Below are 25220 nucleotides of genomic sequence, written 5' to 3'. Positions count from 1 at the left end.
CATTTTGTTTTTAAAATGACGTTCGCGATCTTTTATTTTGTTGCGGCTATAGCAGGTTCTGCTGGAATAATTTCTTCTTTTTCATTGCGTAGTCTTTTAATGTCCACACGAATGAGTAAGGAAATTACTAGAGCGACTGCGAATAAGCCAGCGAAGAACAGTAAGCTGCTTTCATAACTACCTGTAGTATCTTTCATCCAAGCGGCAAACATCGGCCCTGCCACACCAGCAGCAGACCAAGCTGTCAAAATGTAGCCGTGGATAGCCCCAAGTTGTCTCGTTCCAAAAATATCACCAATATACGCTGGTATAGAAGCGAAACCTCCTCCATAGCATGTATAGATTACGGCTAGTATGACTTGGAAAATAATTGCGTTTGTAGTGAACGGTAAAACAGCGAACAGAATAAGCTGAACGACGAAGAAGGTGGTATACGTATTCGGGCGCCCGATATAATCCGAAATCGCAGCCCAGCCAAGTCTTCCGGCCCCGTTAAAGATACCTAGTACACCAACTAGTGCAGCTGCTTGAATAGTCGTCATACCAATACTGTCAATCGCCATAGGTTTGGCGGCAGATAGAATCGCAATACCGCACGTGACGTTAATAAAGAGCATTAGCCATAAATAATAAAAACGTTTCGTTTTGACTGCTTGATTTGCTGTTAATTGAGCAAGATCTTCTTTAACATCAGTTTTACCTGAACGAACTTTTTCAATAAATCCAGGCGGTGCCCACCCTTCTTCCGGCTTTTCTAGATAAAGAGAAGAAAGCAACATGATAAGGAAATACGATACACCAAGAATATAAAAAGTGTTTTGTAATCCTACGTTGACGATCAAGTATTCCATGATTGGACTACTGATAGCTGCCGCGAATCCAAAGCCCATGATAGCCAGTCCCGTAGCCAGACCTCTGCGGTCAGGGAACCATTTGACGAGTGTAGAAACAGGTGCAATATATCCTACACCTAAGCCAATTCCACCGAGCATACCGTAAAAGACATACAGCATAGGTAATGAAGACATTCCTACTGCGAGTCCGGAACCCGTCACTCCCACTCCGAAGAACACAGCCGCAAGTAATCCTGCTTTTCTTGGACCGTATTTTTCTACAAAATGACCTAAAAAAGCAGCTGATAAACCAAGAAATAAAATGGCTATACTAAACGTCAGCTGTACTTGGCTTGTGGTCCATCCAAACTCTTCAATGAGTGGATTAGTGAAATTACTCCAGGCATAAACAGATCCGATGGAAATGTGGATACCTACTGCAGATAACGCGATTAGCCATCTGTTCTTCGTTTTTTTCATTCGTAGCCCTCCTTTTTAACCAAACCCTTTCACAGCTCTAATTCCAGTAATTAACCCCATGACTAGTCGGTATCGTAAATGGATAGTTGACACATCACTAAGCCATAAAGTGGCAAGAAAAGGAATGTAATTATGCAATTACTGGAATGCAACATAGGATTAAGGATTATAGTATTATCAATTCACAAAATTGTCAATATTATTTTTTCCTGTAGTCGGAAAAAAGAGTAGTGTCACCCATAACGATTCTTTCAGGATGTGTGTACACGTTAAAAGATCCTCCGCGTATGAAACCGACCGTCGTTATTCCTAAATCGTCTGCTAAGCTCAAAGCTAATTCAGTAGGTGCAGATTTTGATAATACAATTTCACAACCGATCTTAGCGACTTTAAGCAAAATTTCGGAGGAGATTCGTCCACTGAATACAATGATCTTATCTCGTACAGAAATATTGTTTTTCAAACAGTGACCATAAATTTTATCTAATGCATTATGGCGGCCGATATCCATTCGAGATAATAGCAATTGATTAGGCGCGCATAAAGCAGCATTATGAACGCCACCAGTATGTCGGAACATTTCTGCCTGTTCTTCCATTTGATTCATCAAGGAAAATATTTGTCCGGGTGTCAGTTCAACAGAAATACCATCCATCTTTTTCGCTGTCAGTGCATCGTTTGCAAAGATAAATCCTTGTCTGCTCATGCCACAACAAGATGTGATATACCGCTTATTTTGCAATTGTTCAAAGAAAGGATAGGCTTTGTTAGTATCGACGTAAATGAAGCCGTTTTCCAGATCAAGTCGAATGTCTTTGATTTGTTCCCACTTCGGTACGACTCCTTCTGAAGCCAAGAATCCTACTGTCATATCCTCGATATATTCTGGTGTACATACAATCGTCGCAAATTCTTTATTGTTTAGTTTAATTGTGATTGCATATTCAACTGCGACCGGATCTTCTTTTTCAAAGGCTGTCCCATCCTGATATCGAATAATGGAACGTTGGTGTTGCTGTTTCATAATACTTCCTCCCTTTTAGTCAATCGGTCGATCGAATAAAAATACTGAAACCGCAATATCATCATCGATTTTAAAATCGCTGAATAAATGCAGAAACTTCGCATCGACTAATTGTTCCAACCCTTCCGGCGGCTCATTTGCATAGACTGCCTGAATCATGCTAGTTCGTGCGCGATGGACCATCTCTTTTCCCTCTGGTGTTCTTGCTATGAATTGTTCTGTCGGAGTCAAATTACCGTAGAGTGTAGAGACAACCATATTATCAATAAATATTGTATGAATTCGTTCGGGACCTTTGCCAAATAAGTCTTTTCGTAATTTACGGATGATATCATTAAATTCATGAATTTTCTTCATAAGGACACTTCCTTTAATTATTTACAGAATAATCTAATTATTTAAGAATAGGCATTGTATTATACGCTTTATTACTTTATACTAAATACATAACAGATGGAAATCTAGTATGTGATTGCTAGGAGTTCATCAACCTACATGTAATAGTAAGTATGGATTGGTTCTTTAGCAAGTTCTGTTAAGAAGCTATTCCACCATAAAAAAATATCGTTATGACGGTTTTTTTATGGTGGATTTTTTATTTGAGAAGGAGGACGCCTGTATGTCAATTTCAATTAATGATAAGATTTTTAACTTCGAACCAGGGTCGACACTCATTCAAATCATCAATGCAAATAAGATTGAGCACCCACAAATATGTTATTTGCCAGAAGTCGATCCGATACAGACATGTGATACATGTATTGTCGAAGTAAATGGTGAATTAACACGTGCTTGTTCAACACAAGCTGTCGACGGCATGGATGTAAAATTAGCGTCCCCGCGTGCAAAGGAAGCACAAACGGAAGCAATGGATCGAATTTTAGAAAATCATTTACTATATTGTACCGTTTGTGATAACAATAACGGAAACTGTAAAGTACATAATACCGTGGCACTTATGGAAGTGGAAGAACAAAAATATCCATACGAGCCGAAATGTTCAAAAGATGCGGTGGATTTCACTCATCCGTTCTATCGTTACGATCCGAATCAATGTATAGCTTGCGGTCAGTGCGTGGAAGTGTGTCAAAACTTACAAGTTAATGAAACTCTTTCAATCGACTGGGAACGTGATCGTCCAATTGTTCTATGGGATGGCGGAGCGAAGATTAATGATTCTTCTTGTGTAGGCTGTGGCCATTGTATTACGGTTTGTCCATGTAATGCCCTGATGGAAAAAACGATGCTGGGTGAAGCTGGATTTATGACGAATATGAGTGACGAGCTGATGGAGCCTATGGTTGATTTGATCAAGGATGTAGAACCAGGTTACAGCAGTATCATGGCAATATCCGATGTAGAATCCGCGATGAGAGAATCCACAATCGATAAAACGAAAACTGTCTGCACATTTTGTGGAGTAGGTTGTTCATTCGAAGTATGGACAAAAGATCGTACCATATTAAAAATTCAACCCGTTTCCGATGCACCTGTCAACCAGATTTCTACTTGTGTCAAAGGTAAATTTGGTTGGGACTTTGTGAATAGTGAAGAACGGATCACAACGCCTCTTATTCGTAAAGGTGACGACTTTGTTGAAGCATCATGGGAAGAAGCGTTGGATTTAGTTGCGAAAAATCTAGGTAAAATCCGTGACGAGCATGGCAAAGACGGAATCGGCGTCATCTCCTCGTCAAAAATCACGAATGAAGAGAACTATGTCATTCAGAAATTTGCTCGACAAGTATTTGGTACAAATAACGTAGATAATTGTTCTCGTTACTGCCAGTCTCCCGCGACAGACGGATTATTCCGTACGGTAGGAATGGGTGGCGACGCTGGAACGATTAAAGATATTGCCGAAGCAGGCTTGGTCATCATTGTAGGTGCAAATCCTGCAGAAGGTCATCCAGTTCTTGCGACACGTGTAAAGCGCGCACATAAGCTACACGGTCAAAAGTTAATTGTAGCTGACCTCAGAAAGCATGAAATGGCTGAACGCGCAGATATCTTTATGACACCTCAGCAAGGAACGGACCAAGTATGGCTAATGGCGGTGACAAAATACTTAATCGACCGAGGCTGGCATGATCAGCAGTTCATTGACGAAAATGTTCTTCACTTTGATGATTTTAATGAAGTATTAAATCGCTATACACTTGAATATGCAGAAAAAGTAACAGGTGTTTCAAAAGAAGTGCTGATTCAAACAGCTGAAATGATCCGTGATGCAGATGGTACATGTATCTTATGGGGAATGGGTGTTACGCAAAATACAGGTGGTTCCGATACATCAGCGGCAATTTCCAATCTGTTGCTGGCATCAGGAAATTACCGTCGTCCAGGCGCAGGTGCTTATCCATTACGCGGGCATAACAACGTACAAGGTGCCTGTGACATGGGAAGTTTGCCTGGTTGGCTGCCTGGCTATCAGCACATTACAGACGACGCAGCACGAGAGAAATTTGAACGTGCTTATGGTGTAGAGATAGAAGGTAAACCGGGTCTTGATAATATTCAAATGCTTCATTCGATTGATGAAGGTGTTATGAAGGGGATGTACATTGTAGGGGAAGATATGGCACTGGTGGATTCCAATGCAAACTATGTTCATGACGTACTGTCAAAGCTCGACTTTCTTGTTGTACAAGATATCTTCTTCTCACGCACAGCACAATACGCAGACGTCATTTTACCTGCAGTGCCATCGCTTGAAAAAGACGGTACATTTACTAATACAGAGCGCCGAGTACAACGACTTTATAAAGCGTTGCCGAATAAAGGTAACTCCCGCCAAGATTGGTGGATCATCCAAGAAGTTGCCAATCGATTAGGCGCTAACTGGAATTACACACATCCAGGTGATATATTCGCTGAGATGACAAGTTTGAGTCCTATGTTCGGAGAAGCTTCTTACGAGATGTTGGAAGGTTGGGGTAGTTTCCTTTGGGGAAGTCTAGAAGGGAAAAATACACCACTTCTTTATACAGATGGATTTAACTTCCCAGACAAGAAAGCACGCTTTGCATTATCGGATTGGGTTGAACCAGTAAAGTTCCCTGATGAATTTGATCTTCATATCAACAATGGCCGTATGCTTGAACATTTCCATGAAGGAAATATGACGAATAAATCTGAAGGTATCCAAGAAAAAGTTCCCAATATATTTGTAGAGATTTCACCTGAGTTGGCAAAAGAACGTGGTGTAGTAACAGGTACTTATGTAAGACTCATTTCTCCATATGGAGCATTAAAACTACCTGCATTGGTAACAGATAGAGTACGGAAAAATGAATTATTTTTACCAATGAATTCAGTTGATAAGCAAACTGCTATCAACTTCCTAACAGGACCTGCTACTGATGAACGAACGAATACACCCGCTTACAAGCAGACGAAGGTTCGCATGGAAGTGCTCGAGAAGCAAGGAGATAATCCACTACCTAGGAGCAACCACCGTGACAAGAAACGCCATCCTCAAAATGGTGTAGAAGTAGAGCGGAAATGGAATCGACCAGGATATGTCCAATTAACAGATCAATAATTAGTGAGGTGAATATCAATGGCGGCACCGATAACTTCTATTAAAAGAACAGAACGATCCGAACTGGAAATTCAGCAGGATAAGTTGGCTGAACTACAGAAACAAATTGCTGAACAGGAAGAGTCTTTGCAAAAAATCATGGAGATCACAGGTGAATTGCATAAGATTGGCGCGTTAGATGCATTACAAGCAATGCTTCATTCAAAAGAAAAGATTACCGGCATAGCGTTAGGTCAAGTATCAAGAGAACCTGTTACCAACCTGCTCAATAATTTAATGGCAGGAGCTGGAATTCTAACCGCATTAGACCCAGCAACGATTCAGCAGCTCTCAAAAAGTGTTCAAACAGGATTATCTGAAGCGGAGCAAGGGAATGAAGAAGGGCAGAAAACAGGCCTTCTTCAACTGATGAAATCCATTAATGATCCTGATATCAATCGTGCGTTAACATTCGGTATGAACTTCCTGAAAGGGATGGGGAGAGGTTTAGAAAAACCCGCGGAGTAAGATTTTTGCGAAAAACGTCACTTTGCTTCATACTGTATGAGAAGAGTTCACACGTTCCCTAGCCTTACTGGCTGGGGAACTTATTCATGAAGAAACATTATTTGTAGGAGATGAAAACATGTCGGCCCAAAGTAAAATCGCAACACATTTAGAAGAACAATCTACAGCACAGAGAAACATCGGAAGACTACTTGTGAAATGCTCGGATAAACCGGGAATCGTATCGGCAGTTTCAACATTTTTGCTGCAATATGAAGCAAATATCGTTGAATCTAGCCAATACTCAACTGATCCAGAAGGTGGCATGTTCTATTTACGTATCGCATTCCATTTAGACAACCTATTGGATAAAAAAGAAGAAATGGAAGAAGATTTTAATAACATTGCGGAACAATATGAAATGGACTATCACTTTTCCTACGCAGTAGAACTAAAACGTACGGCGATCTTTGTTTCCAAAGAACCGTATTGCTTAATGGAATTGCTATGGGAATGGCAGAATGGTGATTTAAATACTGACATCGTTGTGGTTATCAGTAACCATGAAGATGCCCGCGGAATGGTCGAAGCACTCGGTATTCCTTTCCACTACATTCCTGCGAACAAAGATATTCGCCAAGAAGTGGAGAAGCAGCAAGTGAAGTTAATGGAAGAATACGATGTGGATGTACTTGTGTTGGCACGGTATATGCAAATACTGACACCTGAATTCGTCAGTCACTTCCCGAATCAAATCATTAATATTCATCATTCATTCTTACCGGCCTTCATCGGTGCGCGTCCTTACGAAAGAGCATTTGGACGCGGTGTAAAACTGATTGGTGCAACGTCACACTATGTAACGAACGATTTGGATGAAGGTCCGATCATTGAACAGGACATCGAGCGCGTGGATCACCGTGACGATATTGTTCAATTGAAGAAGATTGGTCGCACTATCGAACGACGTGTTCTTGCACGGGCAGTGAAGTGGCACCTTGAAGATCGAGTGATTGTAGAGAATAATAAAACCATTGTCTTCCAATAAGAGACACGAAACCGCCACCCGAATGAGTGGCGGTTTTTTTAATGTATAGGTGATTTGAAAGTTGCTCCATGCGTTTCCTGTGTGTTCATGATAGTTAGGAATGCAGACGGATCTATGTCGGTAGTGATTTGCTTTAGCTTTGAAATTTCCAGTCTTGTCACGACTACATAAATGACGTCTTTTTCGTTATCTGTGTACCCACCGCGGCCGTGCAACTTCGTAATACTCCGGCCCAGTCGTAAACGAATCGCTTCACCAAGTTCTTCGTATTCATCGGAGATAATAAAGACGGCCTTGGTCTCGTCTAGGCCTTGAATCACAATGTCGATCGCTTTTGAGGCGATATAGTATGTAATAATCGAGTACATCGCTTTTTCAGGTCCTAGAACAAAGCCTGCCCATCCGAAGATGAAGAGGTTGAAGAACATGACGAATTCTCCGACACTGTATGGGATTTTTTTGTCAGTAAAATACCAAGAATCTCCGTCCCATCCAGCGCCCCGCCATTACGTATGATGGTTCCGACCCCCGCCCCTAATAACAATCCCCCGAAGACTGTAGCTAGCAATGAGTCTGTTACAAATGGACCTAGTTTTTTTAGTGGGAATTCCACAATGGCCAGCAAAGCAATCGCATAAGAAGAGGAGAAAAAGAAGTTCTTGCCGATATGTTTATACCCAAAGAACAGGAACGGCAAGTTTAACATCAAAATTAAAATCCCAAAAGGTACTCCTGAAATGAAATTTAATATAAGTGCAATCCCGATGATGCCTCCATCAATTACGGAGTTAGGGATTAGAAATAAATCTAACGCAACTGCTGTAATGACAACACCAATTGAAATGAATAAATAGCGTCTAAGTAAATGCCCTACGGTTTCTTTTTTATGTTGTTTTCTCATGAAACTCCCCTTTTGAAAACGTATTTATTCTATCTTAACGGAATTTTAAAAAAGAAAGTAGTAGGAATGTAAGGTTTTCAATTTTTCTTCGGAAGTGCGTGATGAATCTTTTACTCTTCACTAACATAAAATAAAACATCATAGCCTAATTGGAGGAGATATGTTGGATATCATTCGTCAGTTGCATAATTATCGCAAAGAAGAAAACGAGTTGAAGTGGGAAGGTACATTTTTGGAGTATCTAGAATTAATAAAAGAGCGTAAAGAAGTGGCACAAACCGCCCATTCCCGTATTTATGAGATGATAAAAAGCGCAGGAATTGAAAAGAAAGACGGCAAGAAAATCTATAATTTCTTTGATAAAGAGTTATTTGGTCTGGAAGAGTCTATAGAACGTTTAGTAGAAGAGTATTTTCATCCAGCAGCAAAGCGTTTGGATGTAAAGAAGCGCGTATTACTATTGATGGGACCTGTTAGTGGTGGTAAATCTACTATCGTTACAATGTTGAAACGTGGGCTAGAAGCTTATTCTCGTACGGATGAAGGAGCGGTGTATGCTATCAAGGGGTGTCCAATGCATGAGGACCCATTGCACTTGATTCCGGAATCATTAAGGAAGTCATTCTTTGAAGAGTATGGAATACGAATTGAAGGTAGCTTATCGCCTCTAAATCAATTGCGTCTTGAAGAAGAATTTGAAGGTAAGATTGAAGATGTAGTAGTGGAACGCATTCTGTTCTCAGAAGACCGCCGTGTTGGGATTGGAACATTTACACCATCCGATCCGAAGTCACAAGACATTGCTGATTTGACAGGAAGCATAGACTTCTCCACTATTGCTGAATATGGTTCAGAGTCCGATCCACGTGCATACCGGTTTGATGGGGAATTGAATAAGGCCAATCGTGGCATGATGGAATTCCAAGAAATGCTGAAGCTTGACGAAAAGTTTCTTTGGCATTTGTTGTCTTTGACACAAGAAGGAAATTTCAAAGCAGGAAGGTTTGCGCTAATTAGTGCAGATGAACTAATTGTTGCACATACGAATGAAACGGAATATCGATCATTTATTAGTAATAAAAAGAACGAAGCGCTTCACTCAAGATTAATTGTTATTCCAGTTCCATATAATCTGAAAGTAAGTGCGGAAGAAAAGATCTATGAAAAAATGATTCGTGACAGTGATATGGCTCATGTCCACATTGCGCCGCATGCATTGCGAGTGGCCGCTATTTTTTCTGTTTTGACACGCTTGAAAGCATCCAAAAAACAGGGTGTCGATCGCTTGAAGAAATTACGCTTGTATGATGGACAGAATGTTGAAGGGTTTAACGATGCAGATGCAGAAGAACTGAAGAACGAATTTATAGATGAAGGTATGGACGGAATCGATCCACGCTACGTCATCAACCGTATTTCTTCTGCAATTATTCGAAAAGAAGTACCAAGCATCAATGCACTGGATGTATTGCGTTCGTTAAAAGACGGCTTTGATCAACACGCTTCCATTTCGAGTGAAGACCGTGATACGTATATGAACTATATTTCTATGGCGCGAAAAGAGTATGATGAAATTGCGAAAAAAGAAGTCCAGAAAGCTTTCGTCTATTCCTATGAAGAGTCTGCAAAAACATTAATGGATAATTACTTGGATAACGTTGAAGCGTACTGCAATAAAAATAAATTACGCGACGCGCTAACAGGGGAAGAAGTCAATCCTGATGAAAAATTGATGCGTTCGCTAGAAGAACAGATAGGAATTTCAGAGAATGCGAAAAAGGCATTCCGAGAAGAAATCCTAATCCGCATTTCCGCATACGCAAGAAAACACCAACGCTTCGACTATCGTTCCCACGACCGCTTGCGTGAAGCAATCCAGAAAAAACTATTCACCGATCTAAAAGACGTTGTGAAGATCACTACAACTTCTACCACACCAGACGAGACACAACTGAAGAAAATGAATGAAGTTGTAGCACGGCTAGTAGACGAACATGGCTATAACTCCGTCTCGGCAAACGACCTGCTGCGTTACGTAGGAAGTTTGTTAAATCGTTAAATCAGATTAGAAATGTGAATAGAAGTGGTGTCTACGATGGGATTGCAACTCCTGCCTAAGTAAGGCATTTTCTACGTAGTTATGCAATGTGCACTATCATTGTGATGTAACGTATTTTAGTTCAAATTCAAAACCAAGAGACCTCAAATCATGAGGTCTCTTTTTAGTTTTGTTACCGTTTTGTCAATATTCAATCAGCTATCGCATATGATAAGGAAACAAATTGTTCGAAAGATAGGCGGGGATACGAGTGGAAGAAAACCAGAAAAGTCGATTCGTTGTCACTGAAGAAAATTGGTCTCTCCATCGCAAAGGCCACCAGGACCAGCAACGCCACTTAGACAAAATAAACGAAGTGTTAAAAAGTAACTTACCCGACTTAATTAGTGAAGAAAACATTATACTTTCAAATGGAAAAGACATGGTCAAAATACCAATTCGCTCATTAGATGAATTTAAAATTCGCTACAACCATGAAAAGTCCAAGCACGTTGGTCAAGGTGAAGGGGATAGTGCGGTAGGAGACGTTGTGGCGCAAGGAGAAAAGAAGGCACAACCAGGCAAAGGAAAAGAAGCAGGTGATCAGCCAGGGCAGGATATCTATGAAACTGAAGTCTCGATTGAAGAGTTGGAAGAGATGTTCTTTAAAGAATTGGAACTACCAGACTTGGAACAAAAAGAGCAATCCGTAACAACGATTGAAAACATTGATTTCACAGACATCCGTAAAAAGGGGTTAATCGGTAATATTGATAAAAAACGAACTCTATTATCTGCGATTAAACGTAATGCGATGAATGGGAAAGCAGAGGTCGCACCGATTCTGGAAGATGATCTACGCTTTAAAACATGGAATCCTGTGGAAAAACCACAATCAAAAGCCGTTGTCATCGCCATGATGGACACGAGTGGTTCGATGGGGAAATTTGAGAAGTATATGGCACGAAGTTTCTTCTTTTGGATGACGAAGTTTTTACGGACAAAGTATGAAACGGTAGAAATTGAGTTCATTGCGCATCATACGGAAGCGAAAGTAGTGTCAGAGGAAAATTTCTTCAACAAAGGAGAAAGTGGTGGAACTAGGTGTTCATCTGCTTACAGTAAAGCGCTCGAAGTTATTAAAGAATTCTATCCACCAACAAGTTATAATATCTATCCAGTACATTTTTCGGACGGAGAGAATATGACGAGTGACAATAAGAAATGCTTAGAACACGTGGATGAATTATTGGCGATATCGAACATGTTTGGATATGCCGAAGTCAATGAACATCGTAGAATGTCTACGTTGATGTCTGCGTATAAATCAATTGAACATCCCAAATTCAATTATTATATTTTGCAAAAAAATCGCGATGTCTACTTTGCTCTCAAGAAGTTCTTCGAAAAGCGAACGGAGGGATTACGCTGACTGATCAACAGGCACTATCTTATGCAATTGATGAGATTACGGAGATTGCCAGTGGATTTGGACTCGATTTTTATCAGATGCGTTATGAGATTTGCCCGGCAGACATACTGTATACGTTTGGTGCCTATGGAATGCCTACACGCTTCACACATTGGAGTTTTGGTAAACAATTTCATAAGATGAAGCTGCAATATGATATTGGATTGAGCAAGATTTATGAGTTAGTGATAAATTCAAATCCGTGTTATGCATTTTTATTGAATACAAATAGTTTGATTCAAAACAAATTAATTATTGCGCATGTGTTGGCACATTGTGATTTCTTCAAAAATAATATCTATTTCTCCAAGACGCGTAAAGACATGGTGGAAAGCATGGCCGCTACAGCGGAACGGATTGTAGACTATGAGGTACGCTATGGTAAGAAATGTGTGGAAACATTTCTTGATGCGGTATTAGCCATTCAAGAACATGTGGATCCGAGTATGATGCGGGACATTATTCCATCACCTTCTATTGTCCGACCACCTCGAAGATCCGCATATGAAGATTTATGGGATCTAGATCAACGAACAATTCCTGGGCAGCAAGCGATTGAAATGCACCAAAAGAATCCGAAAGAACCGGAAAAAGATATCTTATTGTTTATTCTTGAAAACAGTCGCAATCTAACGGAATGGCAAGCAGACATCTTGACGATGTTGCGTGAGGAAATGCTCTATTTCTGGCCGCAGCTAGAGACAAAAATTATGAATGAAGGTTGGGCATCTTATTGGCATCAAACCATCCTCCGCCAAATGGATTTAACACCTTCTGAGACAATTGAGTTCGCAAAACTTAATGCCAGCGTGCTGCAGCCTTCCAAGACCTCAATTAATCCATATTATCTCGGTGTTAAAATGTATGAAGATATAGAGAAACGTTATGACATACTGGCTAAAGAAGCTAGTGGACGTGGCGAGGAAGCGATGACAGGGCGGGAAAAAATATTCGAAGCACGTGAAATTGAAAATGACACATCCTTCATCCGCAATTACTTGACGGATGATCTGATCAAACAAGAGGATCTGTACGTATTTCAAAAGCAGGAAGACCAATACAAAGTTTCTGACAAACAGACCGACGCTGTTCGGAATCAACTAATTGGACAGCGAGTGAACGGTGGCTTTCCTTATATAGTAGTAGACGATGGTGACTACATGCGTAATGGTGAATTGTATCTTATTCACCGTTACGAAGACACTGAACTTGATTTACTGTATTTGGAACATGTTTTACCCCACATCCATCAACTCTGGGGACGTATTGTGCATATCGAAACGGTACTCGAGAATAAACCTCTAGTCTTTTCATACGATGGACACAAAGTGTTTAGGAGAAGTAAATAACGAAAGACAATAGACACAGCTTATTCTTGGACTGAAGACAACTCCAGTAATATGGAGATTGCCTTCAGTTTTTTTCACTTTGCTACTTTTCATTTCGTGCATCTAATGTTATTTTTATAGTATACTAACTCATTAACGTACTAAAGAGTAGAGAAAAGAGGAAAATCATTGAAAAAGACGACTATCGCTTTATTATTTGCAGTATTATTCCTTGTGTTGACCGGATGTTCGGACAAGTCTTCTGACGGGGAAAAATCTACAGCGGACACAGGTAAAGAAGGAACGAAGGAAATCATCATCGGTGTAGATGACAAATTTGCACCCATGGGATTTCGTGACGATAAAAACAATTTAGTCGGTTTCGATATTGACATGGCAACAGCAGCGGCTGAGCATATGGGGGCTACGGCAAAATTCCAACCAATCGATTGGAAGACGAAAGAAACAGAACTTAGCAGTGGACGAATCGATTTAATTTGGAACGGCTATACAATCACAAAAGAGCGTCAAGAGAAAGTGTTATTCACGAAGCCTTATTTGGATAATAATCAAGTCGTCGTGACGTTAGTAGATTCTGATGTGAAAGCAATTGAAGATCTAGATGGAAAAACGGTAGGCGTGCAAGCATTATCATCTGCTGGACCAGCACTAGAGAGCCACCCAATCCATGAAAAAATAAAGAATATTACAGAATTTGCGGACAATGTTCTAGCGTTAACAGATTTAAAAACAGGTCGTCTAGATGCAGTTGTACTTGATGAAGTCGTCATTGATTACTATATGACAACTGAAGAAGGCGTCTTTACGAAACTTGACGGATCATTGGCAGTCGAAGAGTATGGCGTTGGAGTGAAGAAAGGTAATGAAAAATTGCTTGAAAAACTTCAAAAGGCGTTGGACACTATGAATGAAGATGGTACTTCCGCTGAAATCTCCACAGAATGGTTCGGAGAAGACAAAGTTCTTCGCTGAGTAGTAGAATAAATGATATCAACGGAAGTTGCTATTCTGACTTCCGTTGGTATTTGTATTGTAAGAGAAGTACATAAAACCTTGAATGGTTTTTTGGAGGAATTTACTAATGAGTTATGAATATTTTATGTCCATGCTGATTCCTATGTTGGAAGGAGCTAAAGCGACTGTCCTATTATTTGTAATAGCGATTGTCTCATCCATTCCACTCGGATTCTTGCTGACACTTGCCGTAAGAAGTAGTATTAAACCAATTTCTTATTTGGCGCAGACCTTTATATACGTCATGCGTGGGACCCCTTTGTTATTACAGCTATTGTTCTTTGTATTTGGTTTACCACTTCTGCCGGTAATTGGTGAGTATTTAGTTTTTGACCGTTTTGTCGCCGCTACAATAGCATTCATTTTGAACTATTCTGCGTATTTCGCTGAAATATTCCGCGGTGGATTGCTCTCTATCGATAAAGGGCAATATGAGGCTTCTCAAGTACTCGGCTTATCGAAATGGCAAACGACTGTGCGAGTTATCTTGCCGCAGATGTTTCGTGTAACGCTACCACCTATTGCAAATGAATCGGTATCTTTAGTAAAAGATACGGCGCTTTTATATGCGGTAGCTGTTCCTGAACTGCTGCACTATGCGCAAACAGTCGTGAACAGGGACTTTACAATCATTCCGTTCTTCATTGCAGCGGGAATCTACCTGCTAATAGCATTCGGATTGACTGTGGTGTTCAAGTATTTAGAGAGAAAGCTGCAATACGATTGAGGAGAGAAAACTATGTCTTTCATTGAAGTACGCAACTTACAGAAATCATTCGGTCCATTGGAAGTATTAAAGGATATATCGTTTGATGTTCAAAAAAATGATGTAATGGCAATTATCGGACCTTCGGGTTCTGGAAAAAGTACGATGTTAAGAAGTTTGATTCAATTGGAGCAAGTTGGTGGCGGAAGTATTAGAGTTGACGGGGATTACCTTGTGAAAGATGGTATATACACAAATCCTGCCGATAGTAAAACAATCAATTCTAAAATGGGGATGGTATTTCAACAATTTAACCTATTTCCTCATTTAACTGTAAAGCAGAACTTGGAACTAGCACCGAAACTTGTGAAGAAAGAAAAAGCTGGCGATTATGGGCATAGAAGTATTGAGTTACTTGAAAAGGTCGGATTGGCTTCAAAAGCAGATGAATTACCTTCTAGACTATCGGGTGGCCAGAAACAACGTGTAGCAATTGCGAGAGCGTTGATGATGGATCCGGATATATTATTATTCGATGAACCGACTTCCGCTTTGGATCCGCAATTGACGAAAGAAGTATTACAAGTAATGAGAAATCTTGCGGAAGAGCATATGACGATGATTGTGGTGACGCATGAAATGGAATTTGCAAGTAATGTCGCAAATCATGTGATCTTCATGGACGATGGAATGATCGTCGAATCAGGTACTCCAGATGAAGTAATCAAATCACCGAAAGAAATACGCACAAAGAGATTCCTGAATTACGAGTTAAGTAAATAACTAAAAATAGTGATGCGAATGTAATACTCGCATCGCTATTTTTTATATAGATTGCACAATTTCCAACTAAATTGTTGTAATATATGAAAGATTTCATCTAATAGTTCATTAACTTGTGAGAATTCACGCAAAATATTGAATAATGCATTGACGAATAACTTTGTAAAGGGTACGATTACGTATAATTATTACCCTTTCAGAATATGTCGAACGGGTAATAGATAATAGTTGAGGGGGATTTACATGAAGAAACGTTGGGTGACCTATGTAGCTGCACTATTCAGTATCGTGCTCATTCTAGCTGCTTGTAGTGGGAAAGAGGAGTCATCTGATCCGGCAGCAGATGATAAAAATGATGACAAAGCAAGCACTGATGAAAATTATACAATTGGTGTTACACAAATTGTTGAACACCCGTCTTTGGATGCGGCGTTTGAAGGGTTCCAAAAGGCGATTGAAGATGCAGGATTGAATGTAGAATATGATAAACAAAATGCACAAAATGATAATAGCTCCAACTCAACAATTGCGAACAACTTGGCAGGCGCAGGCGTAGATCTAATATTTGCTAACTCTACACCAAGTGCACAGGCAGCAGCTAGTGCGACACAAGATATTCCAATCATCTTTACGTCTGTTACAGATGCAGTAGCTGCAGAACTTGTTGCATCTAATGAAGAGCCAGGTGGGAATGTTACTGGAACAACCGACAACCATCCGGATGCAATTCCGAACACAATGAAATTCTTGAAAGAAAATGTAGGTGCGAAAAAAGTTGGAATGATCTTCAACTCAGGAGAGCAAAACTCCCGCTTACAAGTAGATCATGTGAAAGAAATTTTAGCAGATATGGATATGGAAGTGGTAGAAGCATCAGTTGCGACTTCAGCAGATGTAAAACAAGCAGCTGAATCATTAATTGGTTCAGTAGATTCATTCTATATCATCACGGATAATACAGTAGTATCCGCACTGGAATCAGTCATCTCTGTTGCGAACGACAATAAGATTCCGATGATGGTTGGTGAATTCGATTCTGTGAAACGTGGTGGACTTGGAGCATACGGCTTTGAGTACTACGATATCGGCTATGAAGCGGGTGAAATGGCAGTAAAGATTCTAAAGGGTGAAGAAACGCCTGAATCATTACCTGTTCAATTACCACAGAACTTAAAGTTAGTGATGAATGAAGAGACTGCAAACGCAATCGGCTTAAAGATTCAAGATGATTGGAATGCAGAGATTGCAAAATAAATAAAACTAGGAGATGATCTTGCATGTTTTCAGCTGTATTTGGCTCAGTTGAGCAGGGTATCATCTATGCGATCATGGCACTCGGAGTGTATCTAACATTCCGGGTGCTTGATTTTCCAGATTTAACAGTGGACGGAAGTTTTGTGACAGGTGCAGCAGTAGCGGCTACGATGATTGTATTTGACTATCATCCACTTGTTGCAACACTTACCGCGATCTTGGTCGGCTTTTTTGCTGGGTGTATAACGGGTTTATTACATACCAAAGGAAAAATCAATCCACTTTTATCCGGAATTCTCATGATGATAGCTCTTTACTCGATAAACCTTCGGATAATGGGACTGACTTCTGAAAACTCAGTAGGCCGCCCAAATATTCCGCTTTTAAATTCAGAAACGATTTTCAGTAAGTTCCAAGGTTTCTGGAGTAATCTTGGAATTGATGAAACAATAAATGGCTTCTTAGCAGGACTAGGCTTGGAGCATTTACCAACGACTTGGGGAACAGTAGTTTTGATGATTCTAGTAGTGGTGATCATTAAATTCATTGCGGACTGGTTCTTGCAAACCGAAGTTGGTTTGGCTATCCGTGCAACTGGCGATAATAAAAAAATGATTCGCAGTTTCTCTGCCAATACAGATACTCTCGTTATTCTTGGATTAGGAATTTCTAACGCGCTGGTAGCTTTCGCAGGTTCGTTAATTGCACAGTATGGAAAATTTGCAGATAACGGCATGGGAATTGGTATGATCATTATTGGGTTGGCTTCTGTTATTATCGGTGAAGCAATCTTCGGAACGAAAACTATTTTCCGCACCACATTAGCAGTAGTTATCGGTGCAGTCATCTATCGTATCGTACTCGGTCTATCGCTACGCGTGAAAATTCTCGATTCAGGTGATATGAAATTGATCACTGCAGTCATCGTCATCGCGGCATTGATTATTCCGCAGATTCTCGAAAAGAGACGGGAAAAGGCACGTAAAGCGAAAAGACAAGCTAAACGAATGGCGATGAAGTCATCACAAGGAGGTCATAGCGTTGTTGAAGCTGGATCAAGTCAATAAAATTTTTAATGAATCGACTCCGGATGAAAAAGTCGCGCTCGACCAGATTAACTTACATTTACAACCGGGTGACTTCGTTACTGTGATTGGAAGTAACGGTGCAGGAAAATCCACTATGATGAATATGATATCAGGCGCATTGACACCGGATTTTGGTTCTATTTATATCGATAACAAGGACGTCACACGTTTAGCAGAATTCAAACGTTCTAAAATGATCGGGCGAGTATTCCAAGATCCAATGTCAGGTACAGCACCTACTATGACAATTGAGGAGAATTTGGCGATGGCGTATTCTCGCAACCGTCGTCGTTCATTGCATCGCGGAGTAGATAAGAAACGGAAAGATTTATTCCGCACATCGCTTGAAACATTGCACTTAAATCTCGAAAATCGTATGACAGCGAATGTAGGATTGCTGTCAGGTGGTGAGCGTCAAGCGTTGTCATTGTTGATGGCAACTTTTACGCAGCCTTCTATATTGTTGCTGGACGAGCATACGGCTGCACTTGATCCGTCTCGCGCGGAGCTGATCACCGATTTAACGAAACGTTTAGTTGAGAAAGATCAACTGACGACGTTGATGGTAACGCATAACATGCAACAGGCGCTCGATCTTGGTAATCGTTTGATCATGATGGATAAAGGGCAAATCATTCTAGAGGTGGAAGAAGAGCAGAAACAGCACTTGACGATTGCGAAATTGATGGATGAATTCCAACGCATTCGTGGAGAACAACTTACTAGCGATGCAGCTTTACTTTCTGTATAAACAAAATCCCCTGTTTTCCGATTATGGAAAACAGGGGATTTTTCGTCGTTTTAGGCAAGCTTTGCTACATGTTTCTTGATTTCATATACCCAATCAAATGGATCTTTTTCTTTACCTGTTTGGATATTCGTTAACGTGTCATAAAGACGAGTGGATAGTTCGCCTGTTTGGCCGTTAGCGATAATCATTTTATAACCATCCCAATTTAGTTCACCGACGGGGGAAATAACAGCAGCTGTACCTGTGCCGAATACTTCTTCCAGTTCTCCGCTTTCATAGGCAGATCGAATTTCATCCATCGAGATTTGACGCTCTGCTACTGGCATATTCCAGTGTCGTAGCAACTGCAAGATTGATTTTCGTGTAATACCTTCGAGAATGCTGCCGTTGATTGCGGGTGTCACGACTTCACCATTGATTTTGAAGAAGATATTCATACTACCAACTTCTTCGACATATTTACGCTCTACGCTATCGAGCCATAAAACTTGGGAGTAGCCTTGTTTGTCTGCTGTCTCTTGCGCCTTTAAAGCGGACGCGTAGTTACCGGCAGTTTTAGCGCTACCCGTTCCACCTTTTGCAGCGCGGACAAATTCATTTTCTACGAGAATCTTTACTGGATGAATTCCCTCCTTGTAGTATGAGCCAACAGGGGACAGAATCATGTAAAACTGATAACTCTTTGCTGGTGCTACACCTAGGAATGCTTCTGTTGCAATGACAAATGGGCGGATATATAATGAGGTTCCTTCTAGTGTAGGAATCCATTCCTGCTCGATTTGCAGCAACTGATTCAGTGCGTACAATGCGTTCTCTTCATCAATCCGTGGCATACATAGACGGTCAAGTGAGTAATTCAGGCGCTTCATATTTTGATCGGGTCGGAACAAACGAATCGTTCCTTCTTCAGATCGATACGCCTTCATCCCTTCAAAAACCGTTTGTCCGTAATGCAAAACGATTGCAGCGGGATCTAGTGTTAAAGGAGCGTAAGGAGTAATGCGATGATTATGCCAACCTTTGCCTTCCTCATAGTCTATAATGAGCATGTGGTCTGTAAATGATTTCCCAAAAACTAGAGTGCTAGGATCAGGCTTTTCTTTTTTATTTTGTGCAAGTTGAATTTGCATAGGTAATCTCGTCATAATCATCAAACCCCTTAAGATATAGAATATTCCAAAACTTTAATTCCGAATAATGTAATTATACTGCTTTTTCAGAAAAAATAAAGTAGAAAGTTTGTCGATATTCAAAACTATTGTATAAAGGAGCAAGTTTTCATGAAAAAAATATTGATTGTAGGCGCTGGAATCGTTGGTGCTTCCGCTGCTTATCATTTGTCAACGCAACATGCAGAAGTAGTGCTAATCGATAGACAGGAGCCGGGACAGGCCACAAAAGCTGCAGCAGGCATAATTTGTCCATGGGCATCTCAGCGCCGTAATAAAGCTTGGTATGCATTAGCGTCAGCTGGAGCTGCCTATTATCCAGAATTCATTCGTTCATTGGAAGAGCAGGGCGAGCTGGAAACAGGATACAAGAAAGTTGGTGCCTTGGCGATTCATACCGATTTAAGTCGTTTAGAGAAGAAAGTCGAGTTATTGAATAAAAGAAAAGAACACGCTCCCGAGATTGGAGAAGTGGAATTACTGTCTCCAGAGCAGGTAGCTAGTTATTTTCCAGAGTTATCTGATGAATACTCAGCTGTCCGTATTTCTGGCGCAGCCAAAGTCGAAGGCGAGCAACTACTCGATGCGTTGAAACGTGTGGCAGTTACACGGGGTGTGCAAAGTATAAATGGCTCCGCTACCCCGTACATAAAAGAAGGAAAAGTCTGTGGTGTTGTTGTTGATGGACAAATTATTGAAGGAGATCAAATCGTCGTAGCTGCAGGTGCATGGGCTAGTGATTTTACAGAACCATTAGGTAAAAAGCTACAAGTAGCAGGACAGAAAGCGCAAATACTTCATTTACAATCCAAGCATATGACGTCAGGTGAGTGGCCCGTCATCATGCCACCGAGCACTCAGTACCTGGTACCGTTCCAAGATGGTAGATTCGTGGCGGGTGCAACACACGAAGATACAGATGATTTTGATATTCAACCGACAGCTGGTGGGATATTGGAAGTATTATCAAATGTTCTACCCGTTGCACCTGCACTGAATAAGGCGGAATTGGCTGAGGTTCGTGTGGGCATCCGTCCACATACACCGAATTTTATGCCCGTAATTGGTCAGCTGCCTGATCACCCGCAGGTTTGGATTGCCAATGGTCTTGGTTCATCTGGTTTAACAGTAGGACCTCTTCTCGGCAAGCTATTATCCCAGTTAGTGCTTGACCATGAGACTGGATGGAATTTGGAAAGCTACTCTATTGATCAAATAATTGCCTGTGAACATTGAATAAAGTGCGTATAATGACTATTATGAATATATAGCGATTGAACGGTAAAGGGGAAGATTCATAATGAGAAGATATGTTTCGTATTCAGAAGAAGTTAAAGAAGCGATGAAATACGGCAAGCCGCTAGTCGCATTGGAATCTACAATTATTACGTATGGCATGCCGTATCCTGAAAATGTGAAAGCCGCACGTGAAGTTCAGCAGATTGTGCGGGATCATGGAGCGGTTCCAGCAACCATTGCGATTATGGACGGCAAAATAAAAATCGGGCTAACTGATGATGAGTTGGAACGATTTGGAGACAGCAAGGGTGTTATTAAAGCATCTAGACGGGATATCAGTTATTTAATTGCTACTAAAAAACCAGGTGCCACGACGGTTGCTGCATCGATGTTTTTTGCTGACTTGGCGAGAATCCGTGTATTCACGACTGGAGCCATTGGCGGTGTGCACAGGGGCGTGGAACAGACGATGGATATTTCCGCCGATCTTGAGGAATTCGCACGCACAAGTGTAGCGGTTGTTTGTTCGGGAGCGAAATCCATTTTGGATCTTGGAAAAACACTCGAGTATTTGGAAACGAAAGGTGTGCCGGTGATAGGGTATCAGACAGATATATTCCCTGCCTTTTATACAAGAAACAGTGCACATCCTGTAGATTATCGAGTAGATGAAATCGACATGATGGCAGAGATGTTACGTGTTAAATGGAATCTAGGCTTGGAAGGTAGTGCGATTATTGCCAATCCAATCCCTGAAGAATATGCCATGGATCAAGAGTATATGGATGGGTTGGTTTCAGATGCACTTAAAGAAGCTGAAGAAATGGGTATTAGTGGAAAGAATCTCACGCCACATATGTTAAAAAGAGTTCAGGAAATGACAGGTGGCAAAAGTTTGGAAGCCAATATTGCACTGATAAAGTCAAACGCTGAACTTGCCGCAAAATTGGCAGTGAGTTTTAACGGTAATTAATAGAGATAGGTTGTGTAGAATTGAAAGTAGTATCTTGGAACGTGAACGGTATTAGAGCATGTGTGAAAAAAGGTTTCAGTGACTTTTTTGAACAAGTACAGGCAGATATTTTCTGTGTCCAGGAGATCAAATGTCAAGAAGGACAAATTGATCTTTCTTTCGATGGGTATGAATCCTATTGGAACTATGCTGAGAAAAAAGGCTATTCCGGTACGGCAGTGTTTACGAAGAAAACACCTCTTTCTGTACGCTATGGATTGAATGATCTAGATCACGAATCAGAAGGCCGAGTGCTGACGCTAGAATTTGAAGAGTTTTTTGTCGTCAATTGTTATACGCCCAATTCACAACGGGACTTGGCACGATTATCATTTCGACTGGCATGGGAAGATGAATTACTCGATCACTTACAGTCTTTAGATGCTATCAAGCCAGTTATCTATTGCGGTGACCTAAACGTAGCACATGAAGAAATTGATATTCGTAACGTTAAATCCAATATTGGCAATTCAGGATTTACGAATGAAGAACGTGGGAAAATGACGCGGTTATTAGATGCCGGATTCATTGATACGTTTCGCTTTATGAATCCCGATCTAAAAGATCACTATACATGGTGGTCTTATATGCGCGATGTACGGGCACGAAATATTGGCTGGCGTATCGATTACATTATCATTTCAGAGCGTCTCCTGTCAGCCCTGCAAATAACAGCCATTCATTCAGAAATCATGGGCAGTGATCATTGTCCGATTTCTACAGAATTAGAACTATAATAAGAGCAAGTACCTCTCGGGTTAACTTGTTCAGTTGAGGGGTACAATAACTGAAATACTAAAAATCGCATCACAAGTTTATCTTGTGATGCGATTTATTAATTGAATCCATTTCGGTTGCCAGTACATGAATGATTTAGGAATAGTGTGCCGGAGAGGGAACAGAATGGTGTCATGTACTTTTATCCTCGGAGTAGACGGCGATGAGTAAGACTGCCTCATCTTCTCCGATGTTTTTTACAAAGTGAGGTACGCTAGCATTCCAACTAAATGAATCGCCTTCCTTTGCAATAACAGAATCTTCGCCTTGTTCAGCAAGGACCGTGCCTTTTAGTACGACATGGCTCTCTTCACCTTCGTGGGCGATCGCTTCACCGGTCGATGTACCAGGTGGTAATTCAACGTGCATCATTCGCAGACCACTTTGCGTAGTAATATGTTCAATTTTTATTCCGTTAAACGTTGTATATACCCGATCAGCTTTCCTAATGACTTTCATATGCTTCTTTTTCTCTAGCAGCAAATAAGGAAGCGGGACGTCTAGAAAGCGAGCGATTTCTTGCAACGTATTAAGGGAGGGGGATGTATTATCATTTTCGATGTTGCTTATAAACCCTTTTGAGAGTCCTATTTGTTCACTCATCTGTGCGATGGTTATTTTCTTTCTTTTACGTATATCTCGTATTTTTGAGCCGATTTCCACATGGATCCCTCCAAGAATATTGTTATGTATTTATATAATAGCACAAATATCTTGACGCTATCTTTCGTATAATGTTATCCTATAGAGAATTAATATTCACATATGAATATTAAGTGCTGAATTAAATTTTCACAATAAATATATTGATGTGATTCAAGAAGGAATAGTAACTGATAAGAAGTAACAATATGTTAATAGATATACTTGTTTTAGAGAAGTGAGGAGGTATGTGTAAACCAAGTATTTTACAATGCTGAAAATCAGATGAAATAGGATGGAGAATCATTTTTTTTACAATTAGTGTTCACTTATAGAGATATAATATCCTTAAAGGGATATAACAGTAACTTAAAATGATGCCAGACAGTTTAAATATGATCTTCAAAGTCCAAACTCATAGAAGTAAACTTTGGTATTGATCGAGTGATATGTAATAAGAAGAGGATAAAAATTTAGATTACGCACATTAGAAACGATACAAGATAGAAGAGGGAGATTATAAAAATGAAAAACTTTCATAAAAAACCTAATACATTTGTTGGACAGGTTAATATAAATGTAATGAATTTGGATGTAGCACTTGAATTTTACCAACAAGTTATCGGATTTCAAGTACTGGAGCAAACAAATCGAAAAGCGGTTTTAACAGCAGACGGAAAAACAGGATTATTAACGATTGAACAGCCGGTTGATGTACTACCTAAGGAGGAAAGGAGATCTGGTTTATTCCACTTTGCACTTTTGTTACCGACCAGGGCTGACTTATCTGCCTTTTTACGCCATTTATCTAAGACAGGTTATCGATTCGGAGCATCAGATCACCTTGTTAGTGAAGCACTTTATATTACGGATCCAGACGGAAACGGCATTGAAGTGTATATAGATCGGCCATCTTCTGAATGGAGTTGGTCTAATGGAGAAGTCAAGATGGTAACTGACCCATTAGATGGGGAAGGTCTTCTAGCAGTAAGTGATTTGGAATGGAACGGGTTGCCGGCTGATACGATAATGGGCCACATTCATTTGCATGTAGCCGATCTTCAAAAAGCAGAAGAATTTTACACGAAGGGACTTGGTTTTACAGTTGTAAGCCATTATCCTCAAGCTATTTTTATTTCGACGGGCGATTATCATCATCATATTGCCTTAAATACATGGCAAGGAGTAGGTGCTCCTAAACCACAGAAAAATAGTGTGGGGATAAATTGGTACTCGCTTGTTTTCCCAGACGAAGCTGAAAGATCGAAAGTAATTGGACAATTACAGAACCTGGGTGTTTCGTATACGGTTGAAGGTGAGTTGTTTGTGATTGAAGATCCATCAGGAAATAAAATTCAATTAACCGTGTAAACCCTCCCACTTATCCCGCCTAAAACGGTAGCATGGGTGTGATTTTACTAATTTTAAGAGTGGATTGAATTTTAGTTTTTTGAGATTCACTTCGTGCTATAAAAGATTGCGTATGCATAGTACTTGGTTTGCTACTAAGCTTTTGAAACTGTTACATTTTATACCTACAGAGTTATACATGGATAAAACGAAGGACCCCAATTCGCAGATGAATTGGGGTCCTTCGTTTTATTGTTGAAA

21 protein-coding genes and 1 pseudogene are annotated in these 25220 nt (G+C 40.4%); 16 read left to right on the top strand and 6 right to left on the bottom strand.

Translation table 11 applies throughout. The features are described 5' to 3' along the window. Positions 1 to 32: 32 nt before the first annotated feature. From H605_RS0104510 to H605_RS0104500, 3 genes are all read right to left on the bottom strand, one after another. A complete protein-coding gene (locus H605_RS0104510; RefSeq protein ID WP_029053115.1) occupies positions 33 to 1313 on the bottom strand; it encodes an L-lactate MFS transporter in 1281 nt (426 codons plus the stop codon). A gap of 199 nt (positions 1314 to 1512) precedes the next feature. Beyond that, on the bottom strand, positions 1513 to 2337 hold the full coding sequence (gene fdhD, locus H605_RS17385) for a formate dehydrogenase accessory sulfurtransferase FdhD (RefSeq protein ID WP_037561585.1): 825 nt from the start codon (positions 2335 to 2337) through the stop codon (positions 1513 to 1515). A 15-nt stretch (positions 2338 to 2352) separates the two neighbouring features. Next, on the bottom strand, positions 2353 to 2694 hold the full coding sequence (locus H605_RS0104500) for a Na-translocating system protein MpsC family protein (protein ID WP_029053114.1): 342 nt from the start codon (positions 2692 to 2694) through the stop codon (positions 2353 to 2355). Positions 2695 to 2956: 262 nt separating this feature from the next. Here H605_RS0104500 and fdhF point away from each other — a divergent pair, with 262 nt between their 5' ends. The 3 genes from fdhF to purU all read left to right on the top strand — a co-directional run bounded on the left by fdhF (position 2957) and on the right by purU (position 7415). Continuing rightward, entirely contained in the window at positions 2957 to 5881 is a 2925-nt protein-coding gene (gene fdhF, locus H605_RS0104495; RefSeq protein ID WP_037561583.1) for a formate dehydrogenase subunit alpha, read from the top strand. An 18-nt stretch (positions 5882 to 5899) separates the two neighbouring features. Continuing rightward, positions 5900 to 6388 carry a helical membrane plugin domain-containing protein gene (locus H605_RS0104490; protein WP_029053112.1) on the top strand — a complete coding sequence of 163 codons (489 nt, stop codon included), beginning with the start codon at positions 5900 to 5902 and terminating at the stop codon, positions 6386 to 6388. A gap of 118 nt (positions 6389 to 6506) precedes the next feature. Beyond that, positions 6507 to 7415: a formyltetrahydrofolate deformylase gene (gene purU, locus H605_RS0104485; protein ID WP_051210464.1), complete on the top strand. Its 909-nt coding sequence runs from the start codon at positions 6507 to 6509 to the stop codon at positions 7413 to 7415. A 38-nt stretch (positions 7416 to 7453) separates the two neighbouring features. On the opposite strand, the pseudogene H605_RS17380 reads toward purU, so the two are convergent. Beyond that, a pseudogene (locus H605_RS17380) lies at positions 7454 to 8316 on the bottom strand (YitT family protein). 163 nt (positions 8317 to 8479) lie between these two features. On the opposite strand from H605_RS17380, the gene H605_RS0104475 reads away from it, so the two are divergent. From H605_RS0104475 to H605_RS0104435, 9 genes are all read left to right on the top strand, one after another. Then, positions 8480 to 10375 carry a PrkA family serine protein kinase gene (locus tag H605_RS0104475; RefSeq protein ID WP_029053110.1) on the top strand — a complete coding sequence of 632 codons (1896 nt, stop codon included), beginning with the start codon at positions 8480 to 8482 and terminating at the stop codon, positions 10373 to 10375. 250 nt (positions 10376 to 10625) lie between these two features. Beyond that, entirely contained in the window at positions 10626 to 11786 is a 1161-nt protein-coding gene (gene yhbH / locus H605_RS0104470) for a sporulation protein YhbH (RefSeq protein ID WP_029053109.1), read from the top strand. Further along, on the top strand, positions 11783 to 13174 hold the full coding sequence (locus H605_RS0104465) for a SpoVR family protein (RefSeq protein ID WP_369823679.1): 1392 nt from the start codon (positions 11783 to 11785) through the stop codon (positions 13172 to 13174). Before yhbH ends, H605_RS0104465 begins: the two co-directional genes overlap by 4 nt. Positions 13175 to 13342: 168 nt before the next feature. After that, on the top strand, positions 13343 to 14146 hold the full coding sequence (locus H605_RS0104460; protein ID WP_029053107.1) for an amino acid ABC transporter substrate-binding protein: 804 nt from the start codon (positions 13343 to 13345) through the stop codon (positions 14144 to 14146). Positions 14147 to 14255: 109 nt separating this feature from the next. Further along, the gene (locus tag H605_RS0104455; RefSeq protein WP_029053106.1) at positions 14256 to 14915 is read left to right on the top strand and encodes an amino acid ABC transporter permease; all 660 of its coding nucleotides are present in this window, start codon (positions 14256 to 14258) and stop codon (positions 14913 to 14915) included. A 12-nt stretch (positions 14916 to 14927) separates the two neighbouring features. Then, a complete protein-coding gene (locus H605_RS0104450) occupies positions 14928 to 15677 on the top strand; it encodes an amino acid ABC transporter ATP-binding protein (RefSeq protein ID WP_029053105.1) in 750 nt (249 codons plus the stop codon). A 243-nt stretch (positions 15678 to 15920) separates the two neighbouring features. Further along, entirely contained in the window at positions 15921 to 16931 is a 1011-nt protein-coding gene (locus H605_RS0104445) for an ABC transporter substrate-binding protein (RefSeq protein ID WP_029053104.1), read from the top strand. A 23-nt stretch (positions 16932 to 16954) separates the two neighbouring features. Beyond that, positions 16955 to 17998, top strand: a complete 1044-nt coding sequence (locus tag H605_RS0104440; protein ID WP_029053103.1) for an ABC transporter permease — start codon at positions 16955 to 16957, stop codon at positions 17996 to 17998. Beyond that, entirely contained in the window at positions 17973 to 18770 is a 798-nt protein-coding gene (locus H605_RS0104435) for an ABC transporter ATP-binding protein (RefSeq protein ID WP_029053102.1), read from the top strand. Before H605_RS0104440 ends, H605_RS0104435 begins: the two co-directional genes overlap by 26 nt. A 50-nt stretch (positions 18771 to 18820) precedes the next feature. Here H605_RS0104435 and H605_RS0104430 read toward each other — a convergent pair whose 3' ends face one another. Continuing rightward, positions 18821 to 19921 carry a branched-chain amino acid aminotransferase gene (locus H605_RS0104430; RefSeq protein WP_376781596.1) on the bottom strand — a complete coding sequence of 367 codons (1101 nt, stop codon included), beginning with the start codon at positions 19919 to 19921 and terminating at the stop codon, positions 18821 to 18823. A 129-nt stretch (positions 19922 to 20050) separates the two neighbouring features. Here H605_RS0104430 and H605_RS0104425 point away from each other — a divergent pair, with 129 nt between their 5' ends. The 3 genes from H605_RS0104425 to H605_RS0104415 all read left to right on the top strand — a co-directional run bounded on the left by H605_RS0104425 (position 20051) and on the right by H605_RS0104415 (position 22927). Beyond that, positions 20051 to 21175, top strand: a complete 1125-nt coding sequence (locus H605_RS0104425; protein WP_029053100.1) for an NAD(P)/FAD-dependent oxidoreductase — start codon at positions 20051 to 20053, stop codon at positions 21173 to 21175. A 64-nt stretch (positions 21176 to 21239) separates the two neighbouring features. Continuing rightward, on the top strand, positions 21240 to 22151 hold the full coding sequence (locus tag H605_RS0104420) for a pseudouridine-5'-phosphate glycosidase (protein WP_029053099.1): 912 nt from the start codon (positions 21240 to 21242) through the stop codon (positions 22149 to 22151). A gap of 20 nt (positions 22152 to 22171) precedes the next feature. After that, a complete protein-coding gene (locus H605_RS0104415) occupies positions 22172 to 22927 on the top strand; it encodes an exodeoxyribonuclease III (RefSeq protein ID WP_029053098.1) in 756 nt (251 codons plus the stop codon). A 172-nt stretch (positions 22928 to 23099) separates the two neighbouring features. On the opposite strand, the gene H605_RS0104410 is transcribed toward H605_RS0104415, so the two are convergent. Next, a complete protein-coding gene (locus H605_RS0104410) occupies positions 23100 to 23630 on the bottom strand; it encodes a helix-turn-helix domain-containing protein (RefSeq protein ID WP_029053097.1) in 531 nt (176 codons plus the stop codon). A gap of 504 nt (positions 23631 to 24134) precedes the next feature. Here H605_RS0104410 and H605_RS0104405 point away from each other — a divergent pair. Beyond that, positions 24135 to 24980: a VOC family protein gene (locus H605_RS0104405; RefSeq protein ID WP_029053096.1), complete on the top strand. Its 846-nt coding sequence runs from the start codon at positions 24135 to 24137 to the stop codon at positions 24978 to 24980. The last annotated feature ends 240 nt before the right edge of the window (positions 24981 to 25220 follow it).

This window comes from Sporosarcina ureae DSM 2281 (genome assembly GCF_000425545.1).
GTDB lineage: Bacteria > Bacillota > Bacilli > Bacillales_A > Planococcaceae > Sporosarcina > Sporosarcina ureae.
The sequence above is the reverse complement of the archived record's forward strand: the minus strand, read 5'-3'. Positions and strand labels throughout refer to the sequence as shown.